This window comes from Corynebacterium freiburgense (assembly GCF_030408815.1).
GTDB lineage: Bacteria > Actinomycetota > Actinomycetes > Mycobacteriales > Mycobacteriaceae > Corynebacterium > Corynebacterium freiburgense.
In genome coordinates, this window is the sequence record NZ_CP047355.1 from 1812108 (window position 1) to 1837082 (window position 24975).

The window sequence follows — 24975 nt, forward strand, 5'->3', positions numbered from 1 at the left end:
GCCGGTTAAGCCTTCAATCCTGAAGCGTCAACGATCTCGTAAATCTTTGCGAGTTCTTCTTCAGTAAATGGTAGTGCGGGAGGCATCATTTGACGTGTACTAAATACGCCCAAATGCTCGAGTGCAGCCTTAAAACTACCCACACCAGAAGAATTACCACCAATACGGGCCGAATCACCTTGGAATACGATGTCAAACAATTCAATCAGACGCTCTTGCTCAGCCCGCGCAGTATCCCAATCGCCCGCTACTGCAGCCTTATGCAAACGCACATAGCCTGCAGGATCAACATTACCTAGACCAGGCACAACCCCATCAGCGCCAAAGAAGTAATTCAAATCCACAGTTGTTTCCGAACCTGTAAGCACCTTAAAGTCCTGCAATCCACGAGCATTTCGCTTACGGATCAAGTTTCGGGTTGCACCATCGGCACCGGAGGAATCTTTCATACCGGATAAAACGCCCTCTTCAGCAAGAGTAAGCATTAATTCATCACTCAGAGTGACGTGAACACATACCGGAATTTGATAGGCATACAATGGCAGCTCTGGTGCCATTGTATGAATCCGGCGGAAATGATCCTTAATTTCATTTGGATGCGTACGAGTATAAAACGGTGCCGTAGCAACTATGCCTTGTACACCAATTTCAAGTGCATCAGCAACATGCTCCGCAACCCGTGGAGTTGTTGTATCAATAACACCAGCGATTACCGGCACACGACCAGCAGTAGTTTCAACAACAGTTTGCAGAAATTCGCGGCGAAGCTCACGGGTAAGAAATACCACTTCCGAAGAAGACCCCAGAGCGAAAAGCCCATCGACCCCATTTTCAATGAGCCGCTCAATATGGCGACGTAAAGAAGCGTGATCGATTGTGCAGTCGTCATTCAGTGGACAGACGACAGGAGGGATGACACCGGCAAAAGCCGGAACGGCAGACATTGAAGGATTGCCCTTTCACGAAAAGGAAAATGAAAAACGAAAACTCAAAAGGAGTCCCCAAAGCGTTGAGACAACTCCACGCACTTATGGAGGTGCATGCAACTGGACTGTGCCTGCCATTGCCTTCTTCCTCATCAAAATAAAACGTTCGAACCTCTTACAGTTCTCGGCTACGAACCAGCTGCTTGCGAACGTTGGTTGTGGTTATGGAGTGAAATAGTGTGACGAACCGGCCCGTAATGGGATTGCACAGCCTTTTGGAAGGACACTGAATCCTTTTGTGCAAGCGCTTCAACCATGTCTTTATGCGAAGCAATAGTTCGCTCTAGATCTTCGGCTATTGGTAGATCGAGCAATGGAATTACCTCCGCGTGGATCTGCCATAGTGCATCAGACAGCTCCCGAATAAGTTTGTTTTTCGTTCTAGCCAGCAATACGGCATGAAATTGCTGATCTGCTTCACCAAACGATTCGCCCTTCCGAACGCTTTCTTCCATGTTCGAAACAATGCTCCGCAATTCTGCAACTGACTCATCGTCATGGACGGATACCAGCTCGTCTGCCAGCGATTGTTCAAGGGCTTCTCGGGTATCTACAACTTGAAGTAGATGATCGAAAGACTGGTCCACGTCGAGGGTGACCCTAAGGACCATCCCCCGAACTAGGGGTGCCAATGACATCTTTGAAATGTACGTTCCTTGACCTTGGCACACCTGAACAATATCCAGCGAAACGAGAGTTCGCATCGCTTCCCGCAAGGAAGAGCGGGAGCATCCCAGTTCTTCGCACAGTTCTTTTTCTGAAGGCAGTAAATCGCCAACATGCAGGTTGTGGCGACGAATATAGTCTTCAATACCCTCTACTGCCGATTGTGCAGTATTCCGAGCTCGAGATACCACGTGCCATTCTCCTCACTGATCCGGTGGACCGTCATGCTTGGTTTCATCCTGCAATGATTGTCCGCTGGAAGGTCATTTTGCAAAAATTCCTACCTGGATTGTAGATCACATCAGACGTCTGATGTACATTCTAATCACAGACTGTTTTAAGTGAGGCGAATCCAACAGGTTTCGCCCCACCTAGAACACTGTGACACAAGCTTGTCACCATTGGGGACATGTCGAACAAGGAGCCGCCTAATATGAACTGTTGTACGAGCTGACATATCCAGCGGATCCATTTGAACCCAACTTTTACTCCCACAAGGGAAAGGACCACGATGAGCAAGACCTTCACCCGTCGAAGCTTTCTCCGCATCACTGGAGCTCTCGGCGCCGCCGCCGGTCTTACCGCAACCATCAGCGCCTGTGCACCTAGCGACTCCGGTCAAAGTACTGGAAGCAGTAGCGGCGCCCCTGCAGGTTCATTAAATAAAGATGGCACCATTGACGCAGCCATCTCCTATGAACTCGGCACCAATGGTTATGACCCCATGACCACCACCTCCGCCCTCACTATTGCAGCAAACTGGCACACGCTCGAAGGTTTGACTGAGCTGGATCCAGCAACCGGTGAAACCTACGCTGCACTGGCTAAGGAGCTTCCAAAAGGCGACAGCACTTCAGTAGATATCAAGCTTCGTGAAGGCGCTAAATTCCACAATGGCGATCCTGTTACCGCCGACGATGTTGTGTACTCCTTCGAGCGAGTACTCGATAAGGCTAATAAGTCCCTATACGCTTCTTTTATCCCCTTCATTAAGAGCGTGGCAAAGAAGGATGACTCAACGGTAACCATTACCACTGAGTATGCAACGGGTGTGCTCGCTGACCGCCTCTCCGTAGTCAAGATTGTCCCCAAGAAGGTTGTCGAAGCCGATGCAAAGGAATTCGACGCCAACCCAGTTGGTTCCGGTCCATACAAAATGACCGATAACGGTGCAAATAAAACCGTAAAGTTTGAGCGGTTCGAAGACTATAACGGTCCGCGCCCCGCTTTGGCCGCCAAGATGAACTGGCAAATTATTCCGGACGCCTCTACTCGTATCAACTCGCTGCAGTCCAAGACTGCTCAAGCTATCGATTCGGTTCCATACCTCAATATCGATCAGCTCAAGGCCTCCAATAGCGTGGAATCGGAGCAGGGCTTCGGTTTATTGTTCGCTATGTTCAACAACGACTCCTCCAATCCATTCGCCGAGGTGAAGAACCGTCAGGCATTCCTGTATGCCATCGATATGGATCGCGTGCTCGAAACTGGTATGAAGGGCCAAGCTTCCGCAGCCACCTCCTTCCTGCAGGAAAGCCACCCGAACTACAACAAAGCCAGCACCGTGTACAGCCATGACGCTGACAAGGCCAAGAAACTGTTTGAAGAAACTGGCTTGAAGAAACTGCGCATGTTGTGCACCGACCACGACTGGGTTCGTGCCTGCACCCCGTTGATCCAAGAATCGCTGACCGACATTGGTATCGAAGTGGACTTTACCGAACGTAAGTCTGCCGATGTCTACAACACCATCGACGGCAAACCAGAAGCATATGACGTAGTTATTGCACCTGGTGATCCTTCGGTATTCGGTAAGGACCCTGACCTTCTTATGCGTTGGTGGTATTCCGGCGACACCTGGACCGACACTCGTATGCACTGGAAAGGCACCGAGTCCTACACCAAGGTTCAAAACTTGCTTGATAAGGGCCTTCAAGCTACCGATGAATCCGAAGCTCAGAAGATTTGGGATGAGCTGTTCGACCTCATTTCTGAGACCGTACCGCTGTACCCTCTCTTCCACCGCAAGACACCAACCGCTTGGGATTCTTCGACCCTGGTTGACTTCAAGCCGATTAGCGTTACCGGCTTAAGCTTCCAAAACGTCGGATCCACTAAGTAATCCGCACAGCGGTTCGCACCGCTAACACGACCCCGGCGCGACCGTTTAAGTCTTTTCCATAAGTCTTTAACAGTCCGCCGGGTTTTATCTTTTCATCCTTCTCAGAGAAATGTCGTTATGTCTAATCTTCTTCGGCTTATTGGTAGGCGGCTTGTAGCCCTGCCAATCATGATTCTGGGTGTGACATTCCTTGTGTTTTTTGTTATGTCGTTTAGCCCAGCTGATCCGGCACGCTTAGCACTTGGTGAGTCAGCGTCCCTAGAAGCTCTGGAGGACTACCGTGAAAAAAATGGCCTTAATGATCCAATGCTGGTTCGTTACGGCAACTTTCTTCTAGGCATGCTCCAAGGTGACCTCGGCACTGCAGCTGGTAATACCCCGGTTACTGACTTTGTTAAAAATGCATTCCCAATCACCCTGCAATTAACGTTTATTGGCCTACTTATCGCTGTGACATTTGCATTAGTGTTGGGCGTAATCGCCGCACTTTACCGCGATCGTTGGCCAGACCAAATTATTCGCGTGTTCTCCATTGCGGCATTGGCTACACCATCATTCTGGTTGGCTATTTTGTTAATTCAATGGCTGGGCACAATTCCAGGAGGTTGGGGAATCTTCCCAGCACTTATTCCAAGCTGGGTTCCATTCAGTGAAAACCCAGGGGTGTACACGAACAATATCTTCCTACCTGCATTAGCACTCGGTGTTCCTGTCGCTGGTTCTCTTGCCCGTGTAGTTCGCACTTCAATGGTCGAAGAATTAGACAAGGATTATGTTCGAACTGCCATTGGGGCCGGAATTCCTAAATCCGAAGTAATTTCACGCAATGTTTTGCGCAACGCGCTTATTACTCCGATTACTGTATTGGGTTTGCGCGTCGGCTATCTCATGGGCGGCGCCGTAATTATTGAAATTATCTTCAATATCCAAGGTATGGGCCAGTTAATTCTCGATGGTGTTACCCGAAACGATGTATTCCTAGTGCAGGGCGTGACCCTCACAGTGGCTGTCGCTTTTATCGTCGTTAATATCGCCGTGGACATGCTCTATGTCCTGGTGAATCCAAGGATCAGGAGCATCTGATGCGTCGCAATCTGACTACCAAACTAGAGAGCAAAGCAGGTGGCCGATTCGGCAATCTTAAGAAGCTTCCAATCGCTTCCAAAATTGCGTTGTTCTTCCTCTCGATCGTGGTTTTACTCGCGGTTTTTGCACCCCTGATTGCTCAATATTCACCACTGGCATCTGGCCCACCGGTCCAACCGCCAAGCGGCGAACACTGGTTCGGCACTGACGCTATCGGTCGCGATATTTTCTCCCGCGTTGCATATGGTGCACGCTCCTCATTGGTGATCGGCCTGTGTGCCACTGCCGCCGCGCTCGTTGTTGCCGCTGTTTTGGGCTCGATCGCAGCAACCGCCAATAAAGCGGTTTCTGAAGTGCTTATGCGCATTCTGGACATTATTATGTCCTTCCCAGGCATTGCGCTTGCTGCCGTATTCGTTGCTGTATTCGGTAATGCACTTCCAGTGCTAGTTTTTGCAATCGGCTTTTTGTACGTACCGCAGCTGTCCCGCGTTGTGCGTGCAAATGTGATTAGCGCCTATGGCGAAGATTATGTTTCGGCTTCTCGCGTGCTCGGCGCCTCCACAGCCCATATCCTCATTAAGCACGTTGCCCGCAACTGTTTAGCACCAATCGCCGTATTTGCTACCGTACTCGTTGCAGACGCAATCGTGTTCGAGGCTTCACTCTCCTTTATTAATGCAGGCGTAAAGCCGCCAAACCCATCATGGGGAAACATTCTTGCGGACGGTAAGCAATTACTGCTTTCTGGCGCTTGGTGGCCAACATTCTTCCCCGGCTTTATGATTCTGCTCACCGTTTTGGCCCTCAATATCCTCGCCGAAGGGCTTACCGACGCCCTGGCCGCACCGGCCATGAAGCCTTCCGCGGCGTCGAAACCCGAAAATGAAACGGTCACCAATGAAAACACACTGGGCCAAACCTCTGAAGAGGAAGCAAGGGCATCATTAAATGCTTCACTCGAAGCGCTTGCAAAGGCCGAGGCAGAGTCGAATCGGCGTTTGGTGTACACCGATGATAAAGAACCGTTGATCGAGGTTAAAAACTTCTCGATCGCATTCCCGAATGCGCACGGCGATGTCAAGATCGTAGACAATGTCAGCTTTAATGTTCGCCCAGGCGAAACAATGGGCCTTGTTGGCGAATCTGGTTGCGGTAAGTCCATTACCGCAATGGCGATTATGGGGCTTCTGCCGAAGACCGCACAAATGACCGGTGAAATCCTCTATAACGGTAAGAATCTTCTAGAACTCACACCCGAAGAGCATAATGCGTTGCGGGGTCATGAAATCGCCATGATCTACCAAGACGCACTGAGTGCACTCAATCCATCAATGTTGATTCGCACACAGATGAAGCAATTGACTCGCCGTGGTGGCAAGCGTACCGCCGAGGAACTTCTGGAACTTGTAGGCCTGGATCCCGTACGCACACTTCAGTCCTATCCACACGAGCTTTCGGGTGGCCAGCGGCAGCGTGTATTGATCGCAATGGCGCTCACTCGCAATCCGCAACTTCTGATTGCTGATGAGCCGACTACAGCTCTTGACGTTACCGTGCAACACCAAGTGGTAGAGCTTCTTAATGAGCTACGCGAAAAGCTTGGATTCGCAATGATCTTCGTATCGCATGACCTCGCTCTTGTAGGGCGCCTGGCACATAAAATTACCGTCATGTACGCCGGACAAGTTGTTGAGCAAGGCGCTACATCCGAACTATTGATTGACCCTCGCCACGAATACACACGTGGTCTTCTTGGATCCGTTCTTTCCATTGAAGCTGGCGTGGATCGTTTGTACCAAGTCCCTGGTACCGTGCCTTCACCGCGTGAGTTCGTCGCCGGCGACCGCTTCGCGCCACGCTCTAGCCACCCAACCGTCGGTTTAACAGAAAAGCCCACTATGCGACATATCCCGGGTACAACCCACTCATATGCCGCTACTGATGAGCTGCTGAAAGTCCTTGGAGAAAAGCCATGACCAAGCAAACCCCAATCATCCAAGTCATCGACGGCAATGTGATCCACAAAACCCGTACCGGAAAACTCTTTCGGCCAGATACCGTTCATGCCAATAAGAACATTAACTTCGAGGCATATCGCGATGAAGTTGTTGGCCTTGTTGGCGAATCTGGCTGTGGCAAATCCACATTGGCGCGTGTAATGGTTGGACTGCAACCACTTACCAGCGGAGAAATCCTTTTTAAGGGAACGCCGATGCGACATCGTGGGGCGCAGCGCAAAGCCCTTGGCAAATCCGTATCAGTGGTTTTCCAGGACCCAGCTACATCCCTGAATCCCCGCATGACAGTACGTGATCAACTGCTAGATCCACTGAAAGTTCACGGTATTGGTTCAGTAGCAGACCGTGAAAAACGTGTCCGCGAATTGGTGAGCCTTGTTGGTTTGCCGCAATCCGCGCTTGAAGTATTACCTCGTCAGATTTCTGGTGGTCAGCGCCAGCGTGTTGCTATTGCCCGCGCATTGGCACTCGATCCAGATTTGATTATTGCCGATGAACCAACCTCCGCACTCGACGTGTCTGTGCGCGCCCAGGTACTTAACCTATTGCTCGACCTCAAAAAGGAATTCGGACTAGGCCTGGTGTTTATTTCCCACGACATTAATACCGTTCGATATGTATCGGACCGGATTTGTGTCATGCTTCGTGGTGAAATTATCGAGCAAAACACCACGGAAAACATCTTTAACAACGCGCAACAGGAATACACTCGTACCCTGCTTGCAGCAACCCCATCACTACTCTAAGTAGCTTGAGCCACAGCCCGAGACGCTAACACGAATATTCCAACTATTCGTAGGTATTGGCGCCTCGGGTTTTGGTTTCCCCGTTAGCGTGCTCACCCTAGATAGCTCCTACAATACAAAGCGTGCATAAAAAGACCTTTATCTTCTTTACACCAGAAGCTCAAAATCTAGGGCAAGACAGTGTATCTTCCATTGAGTTTCAAGGGAGCCGAATCTTTACCCGCTGCAATGTCCCAGATTCCCTTGGGCCACCGCTAGACTCCGTGTTTACTAGAATCCCACCAACATGGAATCCGCTCCCCTTAGGCAATAATTGCATTCAGGTTTCTTTACGGGGACATTCTAAAGCCCGCTCAAAAGCACTGCATTTTGCTTTAGAGCATCGCCTTGGGTTAGCACATCCAAAAACTAAGAGGATTTTGCTTTTTGGTGATGAGCTACCAGGTTTTCTTACCTCAACTCCGCAATGGGAAATCCCAGCCGCACCCCAAAGTGCACTTGGAGCCATAATCCGGTACGGGCTTAAGCATTATCCCGATGAAGGATTTTTCCTTACAGTGGAAAATCCTGAAGACAGCTCAATATTTATCCAGGCATATGCCGATAATAAGGACCAACTGTGTTTACATTATCGCAATCATGATCCCGATACTCAGATGTATCTTGCGGTTGAAAATACTAACCAAGCCGGAAGCATAATTCAGCAATGGATTACCCAAAACCCTGATTTCTATACACATAATTGGCAGCCAGTAGGCGCTGAGTTTGTGTTTTTCACCCCGCACAACACCGATATTGAAACACTTTCTGTTGCACAAGCTTCACTTCTGCCAAGATTAGAAGGCGAACCCACCACTACTCCCCTACTTGATATTGCGCTCAAGGAAATTAGTGCGGGAATTGCACAGCGAACGAAACATCAATTACTTAAGCAGCCATGCGTGGTGGGCGATCAGTGTATTCAGCTGGAAATACGCCATGCGGATGTTGAGCGGGTAAAACCGTTTCTACTTGAGTCTGCCGTGCGATTTGGCTTAGGTTTTGCTGATCTGTTTTTCTATCACATATTGCTTTTGGGCAATGAAAACCCTGAGTATGAAATGAAAACCGAGGATTGGACATTACCTGGAATTTCATTTTTACACTTAGATCTTTATTTCGAAGCTATGGAATGGGACCTCTTTGAACAGGCTCCACATATTACTATTCGCCACGTTCCTTCGAATACCACCGTGGTAGCGGAATATAATATTGAGGCAGAATATTGGGATATTTATGCCAATGGACTCAACCATCAAGCCAAGGACCCCCATACTGCGGTAAAACTGATTCAACGTGCACTTCTCCAACCATAAACGCACATTTGCAGCTACACTTTGGTAGATGCAGCGGAACTCTTTTGTACTGTTTGAACCTGACTATTTGCCTGATAATTCCGTGCAGGTGAGTTCACTTCATCTGCCGGATAGTTTGCTTGTGCCACGTCTCAAGGCAAAACCGAAAATTAGTGAGCATCTGACTAGAGCACTTTATAGTATTAGCCCACAACTCAATCCCAAGCTCGCTGGTGATCGGTGTATTAAAGTTGAGTGCGGCGATACCTCGGGACTTATTGAGTTTGCAGTATTACACAAATTGGGCTTGGCACATCTTGAGGGACAACGAATACTTATGTTCGGTGATGAATCACCGCATTTTTCCTCTGAAACTGGCACTTGGTTTCTGTCGGTCACGCCAAGGGCTGGTCTATTAGAAACCCTTCGATATGCGGCAACCCGGCTTCGGCGCGCAAATAATGATTTTCTGATTATTAAAAATGTGCAGGATAGTGAGCAGTATATTCAGGCTCGTCCAGCGGCAAAAGGTAATTGGATTATCGAGTATCGCGATGGGGACCGGGACCGGCATTATCAACTTCTTACCCCAAATGCGCAGTGGGTTGCGCGCCTTATGCACCAATGGTTAGATCGTGACCAAACATTTGAAAAGCACCCTTGGACTCGCGTCGGATATGATTTTGTATTGTTTGAGACCGATCAATACACAACATTCAATTCAATAAAATTCACGGAAACTTCCCTACCCAAGCGCTTTTTTGCACAAGAGGTGAATTCCCCCATGCTTGACGCCGGTCTAGTTCGCCTGCGGAAAGATATTTATTCGGTGCCAGGCGTGGAGCTTTTCGACGCCCCGGGCCTCCATGGAGACCGCTGCATTCGCGTTACTGTTGCCCAATCATCGGCACCACAGGTACTTCCGTTTCTCTTGGATTTTGCAGCCAAACATCAGTTGGGGCTACTCGATCTTTTCCGGCACCTGATAGTGCTATTTGGCGACGAGGACTATCGCTTTGAAATGAAAACACCACAATGGACCCTTCCGGGTGTTTCTTTTCAAGGGTTACCAGCAATGTTTATGGCGGCTCAATATGGGTATCTTGAATGCCGGCCAACATTTGTGTTCCGTGAAAAGGGAAAGCACAATGTTGTTTCCGCTGAATTTCAGGCTGGTTTTTGGTGTCTTCGAAAAGGCCATAGCGTATTGGAAGTAAAAGAAGCTTTGGACGCCGCCGGGTATATTACCCGTTGGCTCCAAAGCTCCTAACACGCTTATTAATGTTAGTTTTTCACTACATCAATAATGCTTTCTACAGCGGTGGTGTATTCCAATTCTGTGGTGTCACCGCCGCGGATCCGAAGTTCCACTTTTCCTTCTTTAAAGGACCTACCAAGCACAACAACATATGGCATGCCAAGCAGTTCGGAATCCTTAAACTTCACTCCGGGACTGACCTTTGGGCGATCGTCGAACAGTACTTCGATCCCCTGGTCAGCTAATTCGGCTACCAAGGCTTCCGCGGCAGCTGTAGCCTCGGCATCCTTATTAGCAACTACAACGTGAACGGAGTAAGGCGCAACTTCTTTTGGCCAATTGAGGCCTTGCTCGTCATGACGTTGTTCGGCGATAACCGCCAAAAGTCGAGATATTCCAATGCCATAGGATCCCATTGTTGGCAAGGAGCGTTTGCCGTTTTCATCGAGGATTTGGACGTCAAACGCTTCCGTATACTTACGACCCAGCTGGAAAATATGTCCGATTTCAATGCCGCGTTGCAAGGTCAGCACGCCTTGACCATTTGGCGCTGGATCGCCTTCCCGAACCTCAGCTGCCTCGATAAAACCTTCGACCTCAAAGTCGCGGCCAGCAACTAATCCAACAACATGGCGCTGCGGGGCGTCGGCACCCGTAATCCAGGAGGTGCCCCGAACAACCCGTGGGTCGGCGAGTACTCGCACTCCGTTTGCGATCAGCCCAACTGGGCCAACGTAGCCTTTTACAAGGAAGGAATGCTGAGCAAAGTCCTCATCTGTGCATAATTCCACAACAGCAGGTTCGACCGAAGCTTCCAGGCGTTTCATATCCACTTCCCGATCGCCTGGTAGCAAAATGCCAGTAAGCTCTGGTTCGCCACCAGGTTCGGTGATCTTCACCATTAAGCATTTCAGCGTATCGGAAGCTTCTACTTCGCGGCCGTCAACGGTAATCCCTGCACTACGCGCCCATGCGACTAGAGTTTCGATGGTTTCACTTTGGGGTGTTTCATAAATAGCCGCCTCAGGCTGGCCAGCGATTTCTCGCTCAATACCGGGCTGCGTAACCACTGCTTCCACATTGGCAGCATAATCACCCTCACTCGCACGAACATATGTATCTTCGCCATTTGGTGAGATCGCCAGAAACTCTTCCGAAGCCGAACCACCCATTGCGCCTGATGTAGCTTTGCAAATCACATATTCCACACCAAGACGATCAAAAATATTTTGGTATGCACGGCGGTGTGCTTGATAGGAGCTATCCAAACCCGCATCCGTCATATCGAATGAATACGAATCCTTCATAACAAATTCCCGACCTCGTAAAATCCCGGCACGAGGGCGTTCTTCATCACGATATTTTGTTTGGATTTGGTACAAAATAACAGGGAAATCTTTGTAGGAGGAATATAGATCCTTTACCGCAGAAGTAAACATCTCTTCATGAGTAGGACCTAGTAAGTAATCAGCCCCTTTCCGATCTTGCAAACGGAATAGATTTTCCCCATATTCTGTCCACCGATTAGAAACTTCGTATGGTTCGCGAGGCAATAATGCAGGAAGTGCGATTTCTTGTGCGCCAATAGCTTCCATTTCTTCGCGAACAACCTGCTCAATATTGCGCAGCGCTTTTAAACCAAGCGGCAGCCAAGAATACACACCTGGTGCAACGCGGCGAATAAACCCGGCGCGGACAAGGAGTTTATGGCTGGGGACTTCAGCGTCAGCTGGGTCCTCACGCAAGGTACGCAAAAAGAGCGTAGACATACGAGTAATCATGGTTGGTTAGTTTACTCATAGCCCCGCCAAACGGGGGTATGGCCTCCTTATTTGGGTGTATTCGACCATCCCGCGACCCTTCTGCCCACCGCATACCATTAGCCCGGATTAGTGAGTATTCTATGTGGTCATGCTGATTATTCTTCCACCGAGTGAAACCAAGGCCGCCGGAGGTTCAGGACCTTCGCTTTCCTTAGCGCAATTGAGTTTTCCTTCGCTTAACCCAATTCGCGAAACCTTGATTTCAAAACTGGAGTCTTTGGACATTGAACAGGCCATGGGCATACTCAAACTCGGCCCGAAGTCACGTTCGGAAGCGGAAGCGAATTATGAGTTGCGCACCGCTCCAACATCCCCGGCATTATTGCGCTATACCGGCGTGCTTTTCGACGCCCTCGACGCCCCCTCGCTCCCTGCGGCTTCATGGAATCGTTTGGCAATTGGCTCCGCACTATTTGGGCTGCTTATGGCCAAGGATCCAATACCTAAATATCGGCTTTCTGGTAATTCCAAACTCGATGGCACATTGAAATCACATTGGGGCAACACCATTACGGAAGTACTCGATGATCAACAACAATTGGTATTGGATTTACGCAGTGGTGCCTACTTACAATTGGGCCCGCATAAAGAAGCCATTACCCTAAGGGTAGAAAACCCAGATGGAAAGGTGATTAGCCACTTTAATAAACACTATAAGGGCTTATTAGCGCGTGAGTTATCGCAGGTTCCAGACGAACTACTGACGATCGAAGATATTGTTGAAGCATCAAATATGAATCTAACCATTACTTCACCGACGTCACTAACGATGGTCGTGGATCAGACATAAGTAGCGGTGCGGCAATAAACGCTCCTCCCCCGAGCGCATTTCCAATACATACCCATAGTTGATTCCTTAGCAAATCGGACATTGCGATTCCGTCCACCCCTTGGAACAGTGCGGCACTAAATATAGTCATATTTGCCACAACGTGTTCGGTACCTGAGGCCACAAAAGCCGCGACACACCATGCAATAATTGCAACTTTTGCGGCCGCATTTTCAGTTGCCGCTGCACCCCATACAGCAAGACATACAAAAATATTACAAAGCACGCCAAGGAATACTAATTCGGTAATAGTGTGATGGGCTTTATGGTGAACTACCGCACTCAGGTATTCACCTGCAGGGGTGCCAGGACGCACCAACCCCGAGGCAACGATCACTACAGCTAGGACAAGGCTGCCTATAAAATTTCCGAAATACATCAATATTGAACTGGCGGCAGCCCCACGGAGGGTTATTGTTTTTCGCGCCAAGCCAATTGGAAGCACCATCATTGCGGAAGTAAGCAATTGAGCGCCGCTCACAACAACGAGAATAAGGCCGATTCCGAAAACACTTCCGCCAATAATCGACGCCGCCGGATGCCTGGCCACCAGGAAAGGCCCACCGGCGGTAAGCATAAAAAGTACACCTAGCCCGATAAACGCTCCAGCAATACATGATGATGACAAAAATGCCATAGGGTAACGCATGGCGTCGACGCGTTTTTTCGCATATTGAGCTTGGTTTTCTAGGTTTTCTTTTAGGCTTAGCACCTATTCATTATGTACTACTGTGGCCAACGCCCTTCCGGTAAGTAATCCCCCTCAGTAACAGCTGTTTGATGGTACACCCAAGCTTCTTCTGTTTTCACACCTACGTACACTGGATGCAGACTCCGTTCATACACACCATTGTGCACCTCTTCGATTTCATCGAGCACTTCCAAAACATCATCATTTTCAAAGGTGAGTAGTTCACCATGTACAACACCACCGCCCAATACGAGGGCAGGGTACTCCCCATAATCGAAAAGCCGTCCTTCGATCCGTGCCGGCTCTTTTGATAGCACCCCGGCACAATAATGGTGGTTTTCCTGGCCGCTTTTTAGTGTTCCATATACAAAGAGTTTCATAATGCCGCCACCTCTCCGATCACATATACCGCCGGGGGTTGAATAGAGTGTTCTTCGATAGTGCTAGCTATAGTACCCAAAGTGCATCGAAAGGCGCGCTGTGTTTCCGTCGTTCCTTCCTGAATAACTGCCGCAGGTGTATTCGAATCACGGCCCGCATCAATCAGTGCCTGTGCGATTGCCCCAGAATTTTTCACGCCCATAATAACTACGAGCGTGCCGCCAGTCTGTGCGAGTGCCTCCCAATTATTAAGCGAGCTTGGATGCCCAGGGGGAACGTGACCAGAAATTACGGTAAACGAATGTACAACGCCACGTTGAGTAACAGGTATTCCGGCAGCTCCAGGTACAGCAATGGCACTGCTTACTCCAGGTATGACCTCACATGGCACTCCCGCTTCCGCACATGCTTGCACTTCTTCGAATCCTCGTCCGAAAACATATGAGTCTCCCCCTTTGAGCCTTACTACTCGTTTACCAGCTTGCGCATGGTGCACCATGAGTTCATTAATCTTTGATTGCGCCATTTGCTTCCCGTACGGCAATTTCGAAGCATCGATTATTTCTTTGCCGCTAAGGTCACATAGCTGGTGTAGCTCACTGGCGGGACCTAAATGATCTGCAAGGATAACATCTGCCGCTTCAACGGCTCGTAAACCTCGAACCGTGATCAAATCCCATGCGCCTGGTCCACCACCAACAAGAGTAACGTTCATAGGCGTTTATTTTAGCCCCCTCACCTGGGGTTACATATTCGCAGCCAATGACCAGTTACAAAGCAGGTTTCAGGGTAAAGCAGCAGCAACAAAACGTTCGACTGCCCAAGGTGCAGCAGCCGGATGTACATGCAGATAAGAGGCGTGGACTACATCAGAAATAAATCCCTCATTGCGTGCCTCACCGTCCCAACCACGCCATGCCCATGCTGGATTCCAGCCCTCAACATTCCCGTCAGTCAGCGCCGTGTGATGGAATTCATGTCCCACTATTCGCTCACCTGCTCGATATAAAAGTGAATCGTGTAGGGCCACTGCTTCGCGGTAGCCAAGTGTGAGCCTGCGCCCCATAGCTGCATGAGTACCAATCACTCCAAGCATTGGGTGGGCATCCAAACTTTCAACAAGCCATAGCAGTCCGGCACATTCACCATGAATCGGCTTCCGCGCCTGCACATGTTGCCGCACAGCTTCACGTAAATCCGTTCGCTTTGAAAGTTGTTCTACATGCTCTTCAGGAAACCCACCAGGAATAACAAGGGCATCACATTCGGGGAAATCATCATGGAGCGGATCAAAACGGATCACGTCTGCACCGCAGGCCGTCAATAATTCTTCATGTTCGGCATATGCAAATGTAAAAGCAGGTCCGCCAGCCATTGCCACGCGAATGTTCCCAATATGCTGAACTTCTTTTGCAGGATCCCATGCCGGCCCTGAATAGCCAATACGAGCTAGTCCCATAATGGCATCAAGATCACAATGCTCTTCAATAAGGTCAGCCATTCGCTCGACCGCTTCAACGGCTGCGCTTCCTCGCTCCGCAGCGGTCACCAATCCAAGATGACGCGAAGGCACTTCCACCTTTTCCATGCGTGGCACAATCCCTACAACTGGAATACCTTCGGCTTCCACTGCGTCTTTGCACACCATTGCGTGCCGTTGCGTACCAGCCTGATTTAAAATCACACCCGCAATGCGAACATCAGTACGAGCAATCGAAAATCCTCGTACAAGCGCACCAACTGATTGACTCATGCCACGAACATCAACCACAAGCACAACTGGCAAACCTAAACATGCAGCAACATCGGCCGTTGACCCTGCACCGTCACTAATGCGGCCGTCGAAAAGCCCCATAACACCTTCAACAATGCTTATGTCTGCCCCCTCGCTCCCATGCGCATACAGGGGCCCAATCCGTTCGGGTCCACACATCACTGAATCTAAGTTTCGCCCCACACGACCTGCGGCAAGCGTATGATAACCGGGGTCAATATAATCTGGGCCGACTTTAAACGGTGCTACTTTTCGACGCCGCGCCAATGCCGCTATCAAACCGGTAGCAATGGTGGTTTTGCCTGTTCCTGAACCGGCGGCAGCAATACAAATACCTGGGGTTACCACTCGATACCCTTTTGGCCCTTACGCCCAATATCCATTGGGTGCTTTACTTTAGTCATTTCTGTTACTAAATCCGCAACCTCAACTAACTTCGGATCCGCGTCTCGACCCGTAATCACAATATGTTGCGTACCTGGCCGTCTACGCAAGGTTTCCACGACATCATCAATATCTACCCAACCCCACTTAATTGGATACGTAAATTCGTCCAAAACATAGAAATCATGTTCTTCCGCCAGAATCCTACGTTTAACCTCTGCCCACCCCTCAGCAGCATCCCGAGCATGGTCCTCAACACTTCCGGCTTTCTTAGCCCAGGACCAGCCCTCACCCATTTTATGCCACTGCACGGCGCCCCCTTCACCGGTTTCCTGATGTAGCTGTCCTAACCGACGAAAAACCGACTCCTCCCCCACCTTCCATTTTGCAGACTTAACAAACTGAAACACCCCAATATTGAAACCTTGATTCCAAGCCCGCAAAGCCATACCAAATGCAGCAGTAGACTTCCCTTTACCCGGGCCGGTATGCACTGCAGTAATTGGCAATAAACGACGCTGACGGGTAGTTAAACCATCATCTGGAATATTGGCAGGATCTACTTTGCCCTTCGGCATAGAAACACTCCTTGATTGGGAAGAACATTAGGATCTTACTCTAGCCAGCAAGCACTATACGAACCCAATATAAATACGCTTAAGATTATTCCCGGTAGAATGCAATGCGGCCCAGATGTAATCTGCGAGGTAAGCCATAATGGATGAAACATCATTGAGTAGAAAACTTGATCAAGTTTTTGAAGCGCACACCCGTAAATGGCAACCACAAGTTGCCATACGCTGCCCAAGACTGGGCATCGATTATCATTACGGCTATACCGATGTGCCTTTCCATGCAGCTAGCGTAGGAAAACTCGCCGCCGCTGCACTTATTATGCAGCTTGTCGAGCGCGGCAATATCGCGCTTCACACCCAAGTGGCGTCGATCCTCGAAACTAAACACCTAGTTGGAATCTTTGCTGATAACAAAATCCGCGAAGTCACAATTGAACAATTACTCACCCATACTTCTGGGGCAAATGACTACTTTTTGGGGCGCGCTAAAGGACTAACAATTGCAAAAATAGCCGAAAAAGACCCAGATAGGTTTTGGACGCCTCAGGAACTATTGGCCCATTCGCAGCAATATCAAAAACCGGTAGGGGCACCCGGAAAACGCTTTTTCTACAGCGATACTGGTTTTCTTCTCTTGGGCCTCGTACTTGAAACTATTACCGGCGCGGAATACCACGAATTGGTACATAAACGCATCTTTGTGCCATTGGAAATGAACCATAGTTTTATGCCTAAGCGTTCCCATCCAGTTCATGGCATTGAAACGATTGCACCGGTGTATTTAGGCAAAACTCGTGCCGATGGCACGAATGCAATGACGATTGACTGGGCCGGCGGTGGCATTGCTGCGACACCGGACGACTTTTTGGTCTTTCTAAAAGCACTACGCACGGGAACACTAGTAAGTAAAGAATCATGGGAATGGATGCGGCAACCCCGAAATAAATTCCGAACAGGCCTGCTCTATGGCGCTGGCAGTATGACCGTAGAATTTCAGGGTCTAATGCCATGGCTACGTGGATGGCCACAACTTTCAGGACACCTTGGCTCCACAGCAGCCCACCTTTGGCATGACCCAATCCATGACGCTGATATCACAATCAACTATGGCTCATTTGCTGCAATGAGGCCTAGCTTCCGAGCACTAGCTTCTACAGTTGGGCTCCTTAGGAAAATTGAAAAGTCAAATCTTTAATCCATAGCGAGCAAGGTCCGCCAAGTAACACCAAATTCATCGACGATAGAGCCCGATTGATCCGATAGAACATGGGTATCCAGCGCTTGATGGATACGGGTTGCTTCCTCATGTGATTGACAATTCACGCATAGCGAAACCCCTGGAGTAAATGTGAATTCGGTTTCCGCCCCGGAATCCATTGCAGTAAACCATTGGTCCGCCAGTTTGAAATCTGCAAATAACACTGAATCTTGGGTCGCGGGTCCCATTGTTTGACCCCACGGGACCAAATTTCCCAATGAGGACCCCTCGAAAGCACCTAGATATTTTTCAATTGCTGGTTTTGCTTTGTTTTGAGCAGGGCCCCCAAATAAGAAACTCGGAACCACAAATGGGCGCGGTGCAGTATCTGCAGGAGTAATTAATAGCTGCCAGCTCACACCGAATTGATCTTCCACCCATGCATATAGCGGGCTAAAAGGATATTCACCCAAAGGCATGAGCTCTATACCGCCTGCATGGACAAGTTTTTCCCATAGTTCACGTAATGCTGTCTGCGCATGTGCATCCTCAGTGGGATCAAAATACAGCATAAAATTCAATGCCGGATTTGGTTTATATTTGTCTCCGGCGTTAGATAACACAATTCGGAAACACTGAACTATAGAATTGGGCCATTTCTGCTGCATTGTTATTACATGAAATCCAAGGAATTATTTTCTGCATGATTTCATGTCCCCTTACCTAGACGTTTAGACACTATGAATTGCTCCAGTAAGTGAATCCGCACTAATTTCATTGAGTTCAATACAAATACCCTCTAAACCTTGGGCAAGTTCTTTTGCTAACCCAAGTTGTATACGCCCTCCACGTTCACAATTAATGACGAGGCTGCCAGTAAGTTTGCGAGATGCGATAGCAGCCGCCGCACGGCGTACGCCTTCCAAACCTGCAACACCGGTTGCGCGACCGTCGGAAAGCACAACCAGTAGCGCGCGACGACCGGGCTCTTTTCTGTGCTCACGCTCGATTAATTCATGCGCGAGTAATAACCCTTCACCGAGTGGTGTTCGCCCTCCAGTAGGCAGAGCTTCGAGCCGCCGTACTGCAACTTCAATCGAACCTGTAGGTGGAAGTACGACCTGTGGCTCCGCACCACGAACAGTAATTACAGCGACTTTATCGCGGCGTTGATACGCATCCTTAAGCATAGAAATAACCGCGCCCGTTACAGCGGATAGACGATCACGGGCAGCCATTGAGCCAGAAGAATCGACAACAAATACAATAAGATTCGATTCTGTACCGCGACGCAACGACCCGCGCAAATCCTCCGGTCGGAAATCAATCATCCCTTCGATTACGCCAGCACCTCGGTCGGCTGCGGCTAATACTGTGCCTATGGGATGCACACCTCGACCACCTCGAATGGCCCGAACATCTGCCCCGTGCGACGAATACGCTTTTGATCGGCGACCAGGAATTCCTTCAGTCCCGATACCCTGCCTGCGAAACAGTCTAGGAACGAAACTGTGCGCCAGTCTCGGCGCTACCTACCTCTCCATCGGCATCGGGTTCATCTTGGGGCTGTTGGTCCTCTCCCGATGGTTCTTCTGTTTGTGGTTGGTTTGTTTGGTCTTGTTCAGTCTCTTCTTGCTCTGGGTGCTCTTGACGTGCTTCATCCATTACGTCATCAAGTTGATCTTGATCAAGTCCCGGCTCATCAAATGGATTCCGTCGCCGCCGATGCGGTAATGCGAGCATAGCGGCGACTCGAATATCTTCATCATCCACGGTTTCGGCACCTCGCCAAGCAGCATGTGCCATCGCAGTCCGGGCAATCACCAAATCTGCCCGCATGCCATCAACATCAAATGAAGCACATAAGTGCGCAATACGAGCAAGGTTTACATCACTTAATTGAACCGATGGCAAAAGTTCCCGTGCCTGGTGAATACGTTGTGCGACCTCACGATCTGAAGCTTGCCAAGCGTGGGCAAATCCTTCGGGGTCAGCTTCAAATGCCAACCTCCTACGAATTATTTCCGAACGTATTTCCACATCTTTCGAGGCTGCAACATCTACTGCTAATCCGAAGCGATCCAATAATTGCGGACGTAGTTCGCCTTCTTCCGGATTCATCGTTCCCACAAGTACAAAAGACGCCGGGCTTGTATGAGAAATCCCGTCGCGTTCCACCGTGACTCGCCCGGTGGCCGCGGCGTCGAGAAGTGCATCAACAAGGTGATCTGCAAGCAGGTTTACTTCATCGACATACAGCACACCACCGTGCGCCTGGGCCAGCAATCCCGGACGGTATTCGGCACGCCCAGTAGTGAATACAGTTTCCATATCAAGGGATCCAACTACCCGGTCTTCAGTGGCACCAATCGGCAGATTAATAAGCGGTGCACCATCGAGTAAATCAGCGAATGCTCGAACTGTTGTAGTTTTGGCGGTGCCCTTTTCTCCTCGCACAACAACACCCCCGATCCTGGGCGCAATAGCCGTAAGTATCAGCGAAAGCCTCAACTGGTCCTGACCAACGATGGCGGTAAACGGAAACCCAAGTGCGGGGGCGGTATTCGACAAGTGCTAGACCTCCAATTCGAGTGTCCTTTGAGTGTACTCCCAGACCTCGTTAAAGAGTTTTTGGTCAGTGGAAAGTTTAATACCGTACGAGGGGATCATTTCCTTTAACTTCGGACCCCAATCCACCATCTTCTGACCGAAGCAACGTTCGAGAAGTTCAACCATTGCCGCTGGGGCGATCGAAGCTCCGGGGGAAGCACCAAGAATACCGGCGATTGTGCCTTCAGAGTTATTAATCAACGCAGTGCCAAATTCCAATGAACCAAAGCGCGGACCAACGATTGGCTTAATTACCTGCACGCGCTGGCCAGCCGTAACAAGTTCCCAGTCTTCATCACGTGCTGCTGGCATATACTCACGCAAGGATTCGATACGGGCTTGCTGATCTTTCATCAGCTCGGCAATCAGATACTTGGTAAGTCCAAGTTCTTGGAAACCAACTGCAATCATAGACATAAAGTTCGTTGGACGCAGTGACTTTGGCAGGTCCATCCACGAGCCCTTCTTTAAGAACTTCGGCGTCCAGCCCGCATAAGGACCGAAAAGCAAACCAGTTTTGCCATCAATAACACGGGTATCCAGATGTGGAACCGACATTGGTGGCGCCCCCACCGAAGCTTTGCCATATACCTTGGCATTATGCTGCTGAATAAGTTCTTCATTTGTACAGCGCAGCCACTGTCCTGATACCGGGAAGCCACCAAAACCACGAATTTCTGGAATTCGGGCTTTTTGCAGCAATGGTAGTGCCATGCCACCTGCACCGACAAAAACAAAGTTGGCGCGAATAATGGTCAAATCCCCAGTGTGAACATTTTTTACTTTGAGTTTCCAACCATCCCCATCGGCAGAAATATCTTTTACTTCATGCCCATAACGTACGGTGGTTCCGGCGCGTTTTGCTGCATCAATAAATTGGCGGGCCATAGCGCCATAGTTAATATCCGTGCCTGCATCCGTCCATGAAATAGCGACTTTTTCAGCATCGAAATCGCGCCCATTAGCCATCAGCGGCAAGAGTTTTGCAAATTCGGCCGGATCATCGGTGAATTTCATATTCGGGAATAGTGGGTGTGAAGCTAAAGCATCGAAGCGTTTCTTTAAATAAACAACCTGATCGTCGCCCTGTGCGAAAGAAACGTGAGGTACAGGGTTAATAAATTCCCGTGGATCAGTGATCACGCCTGCGTCTTTTTGGTGTGCCCAAAATTGCCGGGAAACTTGGAACTTCTCATTAACCGCAATTGCATTCGCAGTCTTGATTTTGCCATTTACTTCCGGTGTGTAGTTCAGTTCGCAAAGGGCAGAGTGACCGGTTCCAGCATTATTCCATGGAGAGGAGGATTCTTCGGCCGGGCCATCAAGCCGTTCGACCATAACCTGGCTCCAGCCGGGTTCCAGTTCACGCAGCATTGCGCCTAGAGTTGCGCTCATGATGCCAGCACCAATGAGGGCAACGTCTACCTCATCGGTCACGGGGATTGTAGAAACCTTGGATTCTGACACTGCTTTCAACTTCCTTCAATGACTGTGCGTTCGCTTCCGAGACCTTAGAACACCTGGCAATGGCAGCATCCAAACAGCAGATCCTTACCAAGGAACTGCAGGGAAAAGGGATGCCACTACAGATACTGAAAGGCACCAACAGGCCACCCACCGGGCAGCGGGTGCCAGGATAGGCGGCCGTGTTTGCATTAACTCTACGCTGAATGACGTGGGGGTAGGCAAAAATTGAAGGCTCTCAGTGCAAGAACACAACAAACTCCCAGCTCTAACCCACCAGCACCGGCACCATTGCTATTGGTAAGCAGCGGGTTTATCCTCGCTTCGACAGAATCCCTAAGTACATTTCAAATTCATAACTCTCACCCCCAGGTGGGTGATTCACGGATATATTTTTCGGTAATTCCCAGCCCAATTACATAAAGCAGAACACGTAGTGCATGGAATTGTTTTTGATCCATGAATATTTACCGTATTGCACCATCCGTGCGGATTTTTTCAACTGAAGATACGTACGATAGTTTCATGGATGAATTGCCTCTCGCCCCCGAATGGACCACGGATATTTTGGGGCCAGACTATCAACGGCGCACATTTCAGCTCGGCACCGACCCTGACGGTGAAGGCACCGTGATAACCACATTGGTACGGCATTGCAGATTACTAAAACAAGACCAACACAATGCTCCGGCAATGCTATTTATTCACGGAATGAGTGACTATTTTTTCTTAACCCACGTCGCAGAATTTTTAGCTTCTGCGGGCTGGGCAGTCTATGGTATCGACCTTAGAAAATGTGGTCGATCGTGGCGAAAAGGCCAACATTGGCACCACACTTCCGCACTGCAGTTTTATTTTGATGACCTTTCTATCGTATTAGATGAACTCGCACGCAGGCATAACAAAATCGTGTGTAATGCACACTCAACTGGTGGGCTAACGGTTGCACTATGGTTAGACGAGTTGCGGCGAAACGATCCCGCCAGACACGCAAAAATCGCGGGTGCAATACTAAATAGCCCGTGGTTTGAAATGATGTATTCAAGACCTAAAGTGCAATTTGGAACTTTCGTTTATAACGTGCTTGGGAAAGTGCGCCCACAAAAACAATTACATCAGGAGCCTATCGCCGCATACGGGCAATCATTACATATGTCGCAGTTTGGAGATTGGGATTATAACTTGACATATAAGCCACTCGGCGGACAAGTAAAAAACAATGCTTGGTTGCGAACGATTCTATTAAATCAGCGCCGAATCCATCGTGGACAAATCGACTGCGGTGTCCCACTGCTTGTCTTATGCTCAACTGAATCTTGGTTGCGCCCCGAGTTTTCTGAGCGTATTCATACATCGGACGGTGTGCTTGATGTTCACCAGATTCGCCGTTGGTCCTATGCAATTTCCAAAAACGTGACAGTCAAGGGCATTCCAGGGGCACGCCACGACGTATACCTTTCTAAACCGGAACCGCTGCAATCCGCACTAGATATAACCCTGAAATGGGCGAATGCTATTATCGACGCCCCGTCCGCACAGGATAACCAGGAATAGGTGCGGCAACAAACAGGTTAAGGATAAATATGAAGCACTACGACCTTATTGTTATCGGCGCTGGTTCCGGTAACTCTATTCCCAGCCACTATTTTGATGATCTTTCCATTGCTATTGTGGAAAAAGCGAAGTTTGGCGGGACCTGCCTCAATGTTGGTTGCATTCCTACAAAAATGTTCGTGTACGCTGCCGATATTGCGCGGGAAATTCAAGATGCTGCGAAATACGGCCTAGAAGCCTCTCTTCAAGCAGTGGATTGGCCAGCAATCGTAGATCGCATTTTCATACAAAGGATCGATCCGATAGCGCAAAGCGGGGAAGAATACCGCAAGGGACCGGAAACGCCGAACATTGATGTGTATTCGGAGCATGCGCGATTCGTCGATACGCGAACACTACAGGTTGGCAAGGAACGCATTTCTGCAGATCGGATCGTTATTGCTACCGGGGCACGCCCATCGATTCCTAAAGTTATTGCAGAGTCTGGCGTGACGTATTACACCAATGAAAACATTTTGCGGCTACCACAACTGCCAAAGTCAATGATTATCCAAGGCGGCGGATTTATTGCTGCCGAGTTCGCCCACGTTTTCTCCTCGCTTGGCGTTGAGGTCACGGTAACAAACCGCAGTCCTTTACTTCTGCGTAAAGCCGATGAAACCATTTCTCAGCGGTTTACTGAGATCGCAACAACAAAATGGAATTTGCAATTGGGACACGAGGTAACCGCCGCCGCAGAGACCCCAAATGGTATCGAATTGACCCTCGATAATGGTGAGGTTCTTCACGGTGAAATCCTACTTGTTGCTACCGGACGCACCCCGAATGGTGATCAAATGGATCTCCATCTAGCTGGTATTGAAATGGATGGCCCTCGGATTAAGGTCGATGAATTTGGTCGAACCACAGCCGAAGGTGTCTGGGCACTTGGCGATGTTTCCTCCCCTTATCAGCTCAAACACGTCGCTAATGCAGAAATGCGTGCAGTGCGCCATAACCTTGCGTATCCGGATGATCTGCAACCAATGCCACACGATCATGTACCTTCAGCGATCTTTACTAATCCACAGCTTGCCAGTGTTGGTATGACCGAAGCAGAAGCACGAAACAGTGGACGGGAACTGACGATCAAAATCCAAAACTACAGTGACACCGCATATGGCTGGGCTATGGAAGACACTACCGGTTTTATGAAGGTCATTGCTGATCGCAATACCGGACAATTGCTTGGTGTTCATGTTCTTGGCCCGCAAGCATCTACATTAATCCAGCAACTTGTTACCGTTATGGCATTCGATCTTGATGTACGGGAAGTGGCCCGAAACCAATATTGGATTCACCCAGCACTCCCAGAGGTTACTGAAAACGCCCTCCTTGGATTAGAGTTCGCATAAGCATCCCAACCTTATGCAAATAGCTTGAGCAACACTAGGCATGTCCGGACATACGGCGCGATCAGTATGCTACCTAAAG

Annotated in this window: 22 protein-coding genes; 10 read left to right on the forward strand and 12 right to left on the reverse strand. The window is 49.4% G+C overall.

The window, feature by feature from the left end:
* Positions 1-5: 5 nt before the first annotated feature.
* Together CFREI_RS08220 and CFREI_RS08225 are read right to left on the reverse strand one after the other, a co-directional pair.
* Complete coding sequence (locus CFREI_RS08220) at positions 6-944, reverse strand: dihydrodipicolinate synthase family protein (RefSeq protein ID WP_027012073.1); 939 nt, start codon at positions 942-944, stop codon at positions 6-8.
* A 170-nt stretch (positions 945-1114) separates the two neighbouring features.
* On the reverse strand, positions 1115-1843 hold the full coding sequence (locus tag CFREI_RS08225) for a FadR/GntR family transcriptional regulator (protein ID WP_027012072.1): 729 nt from the start codon (positions 1841-1843) through the stop codon (positions 1115-1117).
* Positions 1844-2163: 320 nt separating this feature from the next.
* Here CFREI_RS08225 and CFREI_RS08230 point away from each other — a divergent pair, with 320 nt between their 5' ends.
* From CFREI_RS08230 to CFREI_RS08255, 6 genes are all read left to right on the forward strand, one after another.
* A complete protein-coding gene (locus tag CFREI_RS08230) occupies positions 2164-3774 on the forward strand; it encodes an ABC transporter substrate-binding protein (RefSeq protein ID WP_027012071.1) in 1611 nt (536 codons plus the stop codon).
* 117 nt (positions 3775-3891) lie between these two features.
* Positions 3892-4857: an ABC transporter permease gene (locus tag CFREI_RS08235; protein WP_027012070.1), complete on the forward strand. Its 966-nt coding sequence runs from the start codon at positions 3892-3894 to the stop codon at positions 4855-4857.
* Complete coding sequence (locus CFREI_RS08240; protein WP_027012069.1) at positions 4857-6839, forward strand: dipeptide/oligopeptide/nickel ABC transporter permease/ATP-binding protein; 1983 nt, start codon at positions 4857-4859, stop codon at positions 6837-6839. Before CFREI_RS08235 ends, CFREI_RS08240 begins: the two co-directional genes overlap by 1 nt.
* A complete protein-coding gene (locus CFREI_RS08245) occupies positions 6836-7627 on the forward strand; it encodes an ABC transporter ATP-binding protein (protein WP_027012068.1) in 792 nt (263 codons plus the stop codon). The genes CFREI_RS08240 and CFREI_RS08245 overlap by 4 nt, the downstream gene beginning before the upstream one ends.
* A gap of 122 nt (positions 7628-7749) precedes the next feature.
* Positions 7750-8982 (forward strand): hypothetical protein, encoded by a 1233-nt coding sequence (locus CFREI_RS08250; protein WP_027012067.1) that lies wholly within the window; start codon positions 7750-7752, stop codon positions 8980-8982.
* 28 nt (positions 8983-9010) lie between these two features.
* Complete coding sequence (locus CFREI_RS08255; RefSeq protein WP_027012066.1) at positions 9011-10231, forward strand: hypothetical protein; 1221 nt, start codon at positions 9011-9013, stop codon at positions 10229-10231.
* Between the two features lie 14 nt (positions 10232-10245).
* On the opposite strand, the gene CFREI_RS08260 is transcribed toward CFREI_RS08255, so the two are convergent.
* Complete coding sequence (locus CFREI_RS08260; RefSeq protein WP_027012065.1) at positions 10246-12000, reverse strand: proline--tRNA ligase; 1755 nt, start codon at positions 11998-12000, stop codon at positions 10246-10248.
* 130 nt (positions 12001-12130) lie between these two features.
* Between CFREI_RS08260 and CFREI_RS08265 the strand changes: the two genes are divergently transcribed.
* The gene (locus CFREI_RS08265) at positions 12131-12832 is read left to right on the forward strand and encodes a YaaA family protein (protein ID WP_027012064.1); all 702 of its coding nucleotides are present in this window, start codon (positions 12131-12133) and stop codon (positions 12830-12832) included.
* Here the strand turns inward: CFREI_RS08265 and CFREI_RS08270 are convergent.
* The 5 genes from CFREI_RS08270 to cobO form a co-directional block, all read right to left on the reverse strand.
* Positions 12789-13583, reverse strand: coding sequence for a formate/nitrite transporter family protein (locus tag CFREI_RS08270; RefSeq protein ID WP_051255824.1), 795 nt, complete (start codon positions 13581-13583; stop codon positions 12789-12791). The two genes, CFREI_RS08265 and CFREI_RS08270, sit on opposite strands and share 44 nt — an antisense overlap.
* 14 nt (positions 13584-13597) lie before the next feature.
* Complete coding sequence (locus CFREI_RS08275) at positions 13598-13942, reverse strand: gamma-glutamylcyclotransferase family protein (RefSeq protein ID WP_051255823.1); 345 nt, start codon at positions 13940-13942, stop codon at positions 13598-13600.
* Complete coding sequence (gene cobA, locus CFREI_RS08280; RefSeq protein ID WP_051255822.1) at positions 13939-14658, reverse strand: uroporphyrinogen-III C-methyltransferase; 720 nt, start codon at positions 14656-14658, stop codon at positions 13939-13941. Before cobA ends, CFREI_RS08275 begins: the two co-directional genes overlap by 4 nt.
* Positions 14659-14727: 69 nt before the next feature.
* A complete protein-coding gene (locus CFREI_RS08285) occupies positions 14728-16065 on the reverse strand; it encodes a cobyrinic acid a,c-diamide synthase CobB (protein ID WP_027012063.1) in 1338 nt (445 codons plus the stop codon).
* Entirely contained in the window at positions 16059-16679 is a 621-nt protein-coding gene (gene cobO, locus CFREI_RS08290) for a cob(I)yrinic acid a,c-diamide adenosyltransferase (RefSeq protein WP_027012062.1), read from the reverse strand. The genes CFREI_RS08285 and cobO overlap by 7 nt, the downstream gene beginning before the upstream one ends.
* A 139-nt stretch (positions 16680-16818) precedes the next feature.
* On the opposite strand from cobO, the gene CFREI_RS08295 reads away from it, so the two are divergent.
* Complete coding sequence (locus tag CFREI_RS08295) at positions 16819-17871, forward strand: serine hydrolase domain-containing protein (RefSeq protein ID WP_027012061.1); 1053 nt, start codon at positions 16819-16821, stop codon at positions 17869-17871.
* On the opposite strand, the gene CFREI_RS08300 is transcribed toward CFREI_RS08295, so the two are convergent.
* From CFREI_RS08300 to mqo, 4 genes are all read right to left on the reverse strand, one after another.
* A complete protein-coding gene (locus CFREI_RS08300) occupies positions 17868-18446 on the reverse strand; it encodes a VOC family protein (protein ID WP_240483183.1) in 579 nt (192 codons plus the stop codon). The genes CFREI_RS08295 and CFREI_RS08300 overlap by 4 nt on opposite strands.
* Positions 18447-18605: 159 nt before the next feature.
* The gene (locus CFREI_RS08305; protein WP_027012060.1) at positions 18606-19370 is read right to left on the reverse strand and encodes a vWA domain-containing protein; all 765 of its coding nucleotides are present in this window, start codon (positions 19368-19370) and stop codon (positions 18606-18608) included.
* A gap of 1 nt (position 19371) precedes the next feature.
* A complete protein-coding gene (locus CFREI_RS08310) occupies positions 19372-20445 on the reverse strand; it encodes a magnesium chelatase ATPase subunit I (protein ID WP_027012059.1) in 1074 nt (357 codons plus the stop codon).
* 3 nt (positions 20446-20448) lie between these two features.
* On the reverse strand, positions 20449-21879 hold the full coding sequence (mqo, locus tag CFREI_RS08315; RefSeq protein ID WP_240483196.1) for a malate dehydrogenase (quinone): 1431 nt from the start codon (positions 21877-21879) through the stop codon (positions 20449-20451).
* A 594-nt stretch (positions 21880-22473) separates the two neighbouring features.
* On the opposite strand from mqo, the gene CFREI_RS08320 reads away from it, so the two are divergent.
* Both CFREI_RS08320 and mtr read left to right on the forward strand, forming a co-directional pair.
* Positions 22474-23502, forward strand: a complete 1029-nt coding sequence (locus CFREI_RS08320) for an alpha/beta hydrolase (protein ID WP_035111772.1) — start codon at positions 22474-22476, stop codon at positions 23500-23502.
* Positions 23503-23531: 29 nt separating this feature from the next.
* Entirely contained in the window at positions 23532-24896 is a 1365-nt protein-coding gene (gene mtr / locus CFREI_RS08325) for a mycothione reductase (RefSeq protein ID WP_035111393.1), read from the forward strand.
* The last annotated feature ends 79 nt before the right edge of the window (positions 24897-24975 follow it).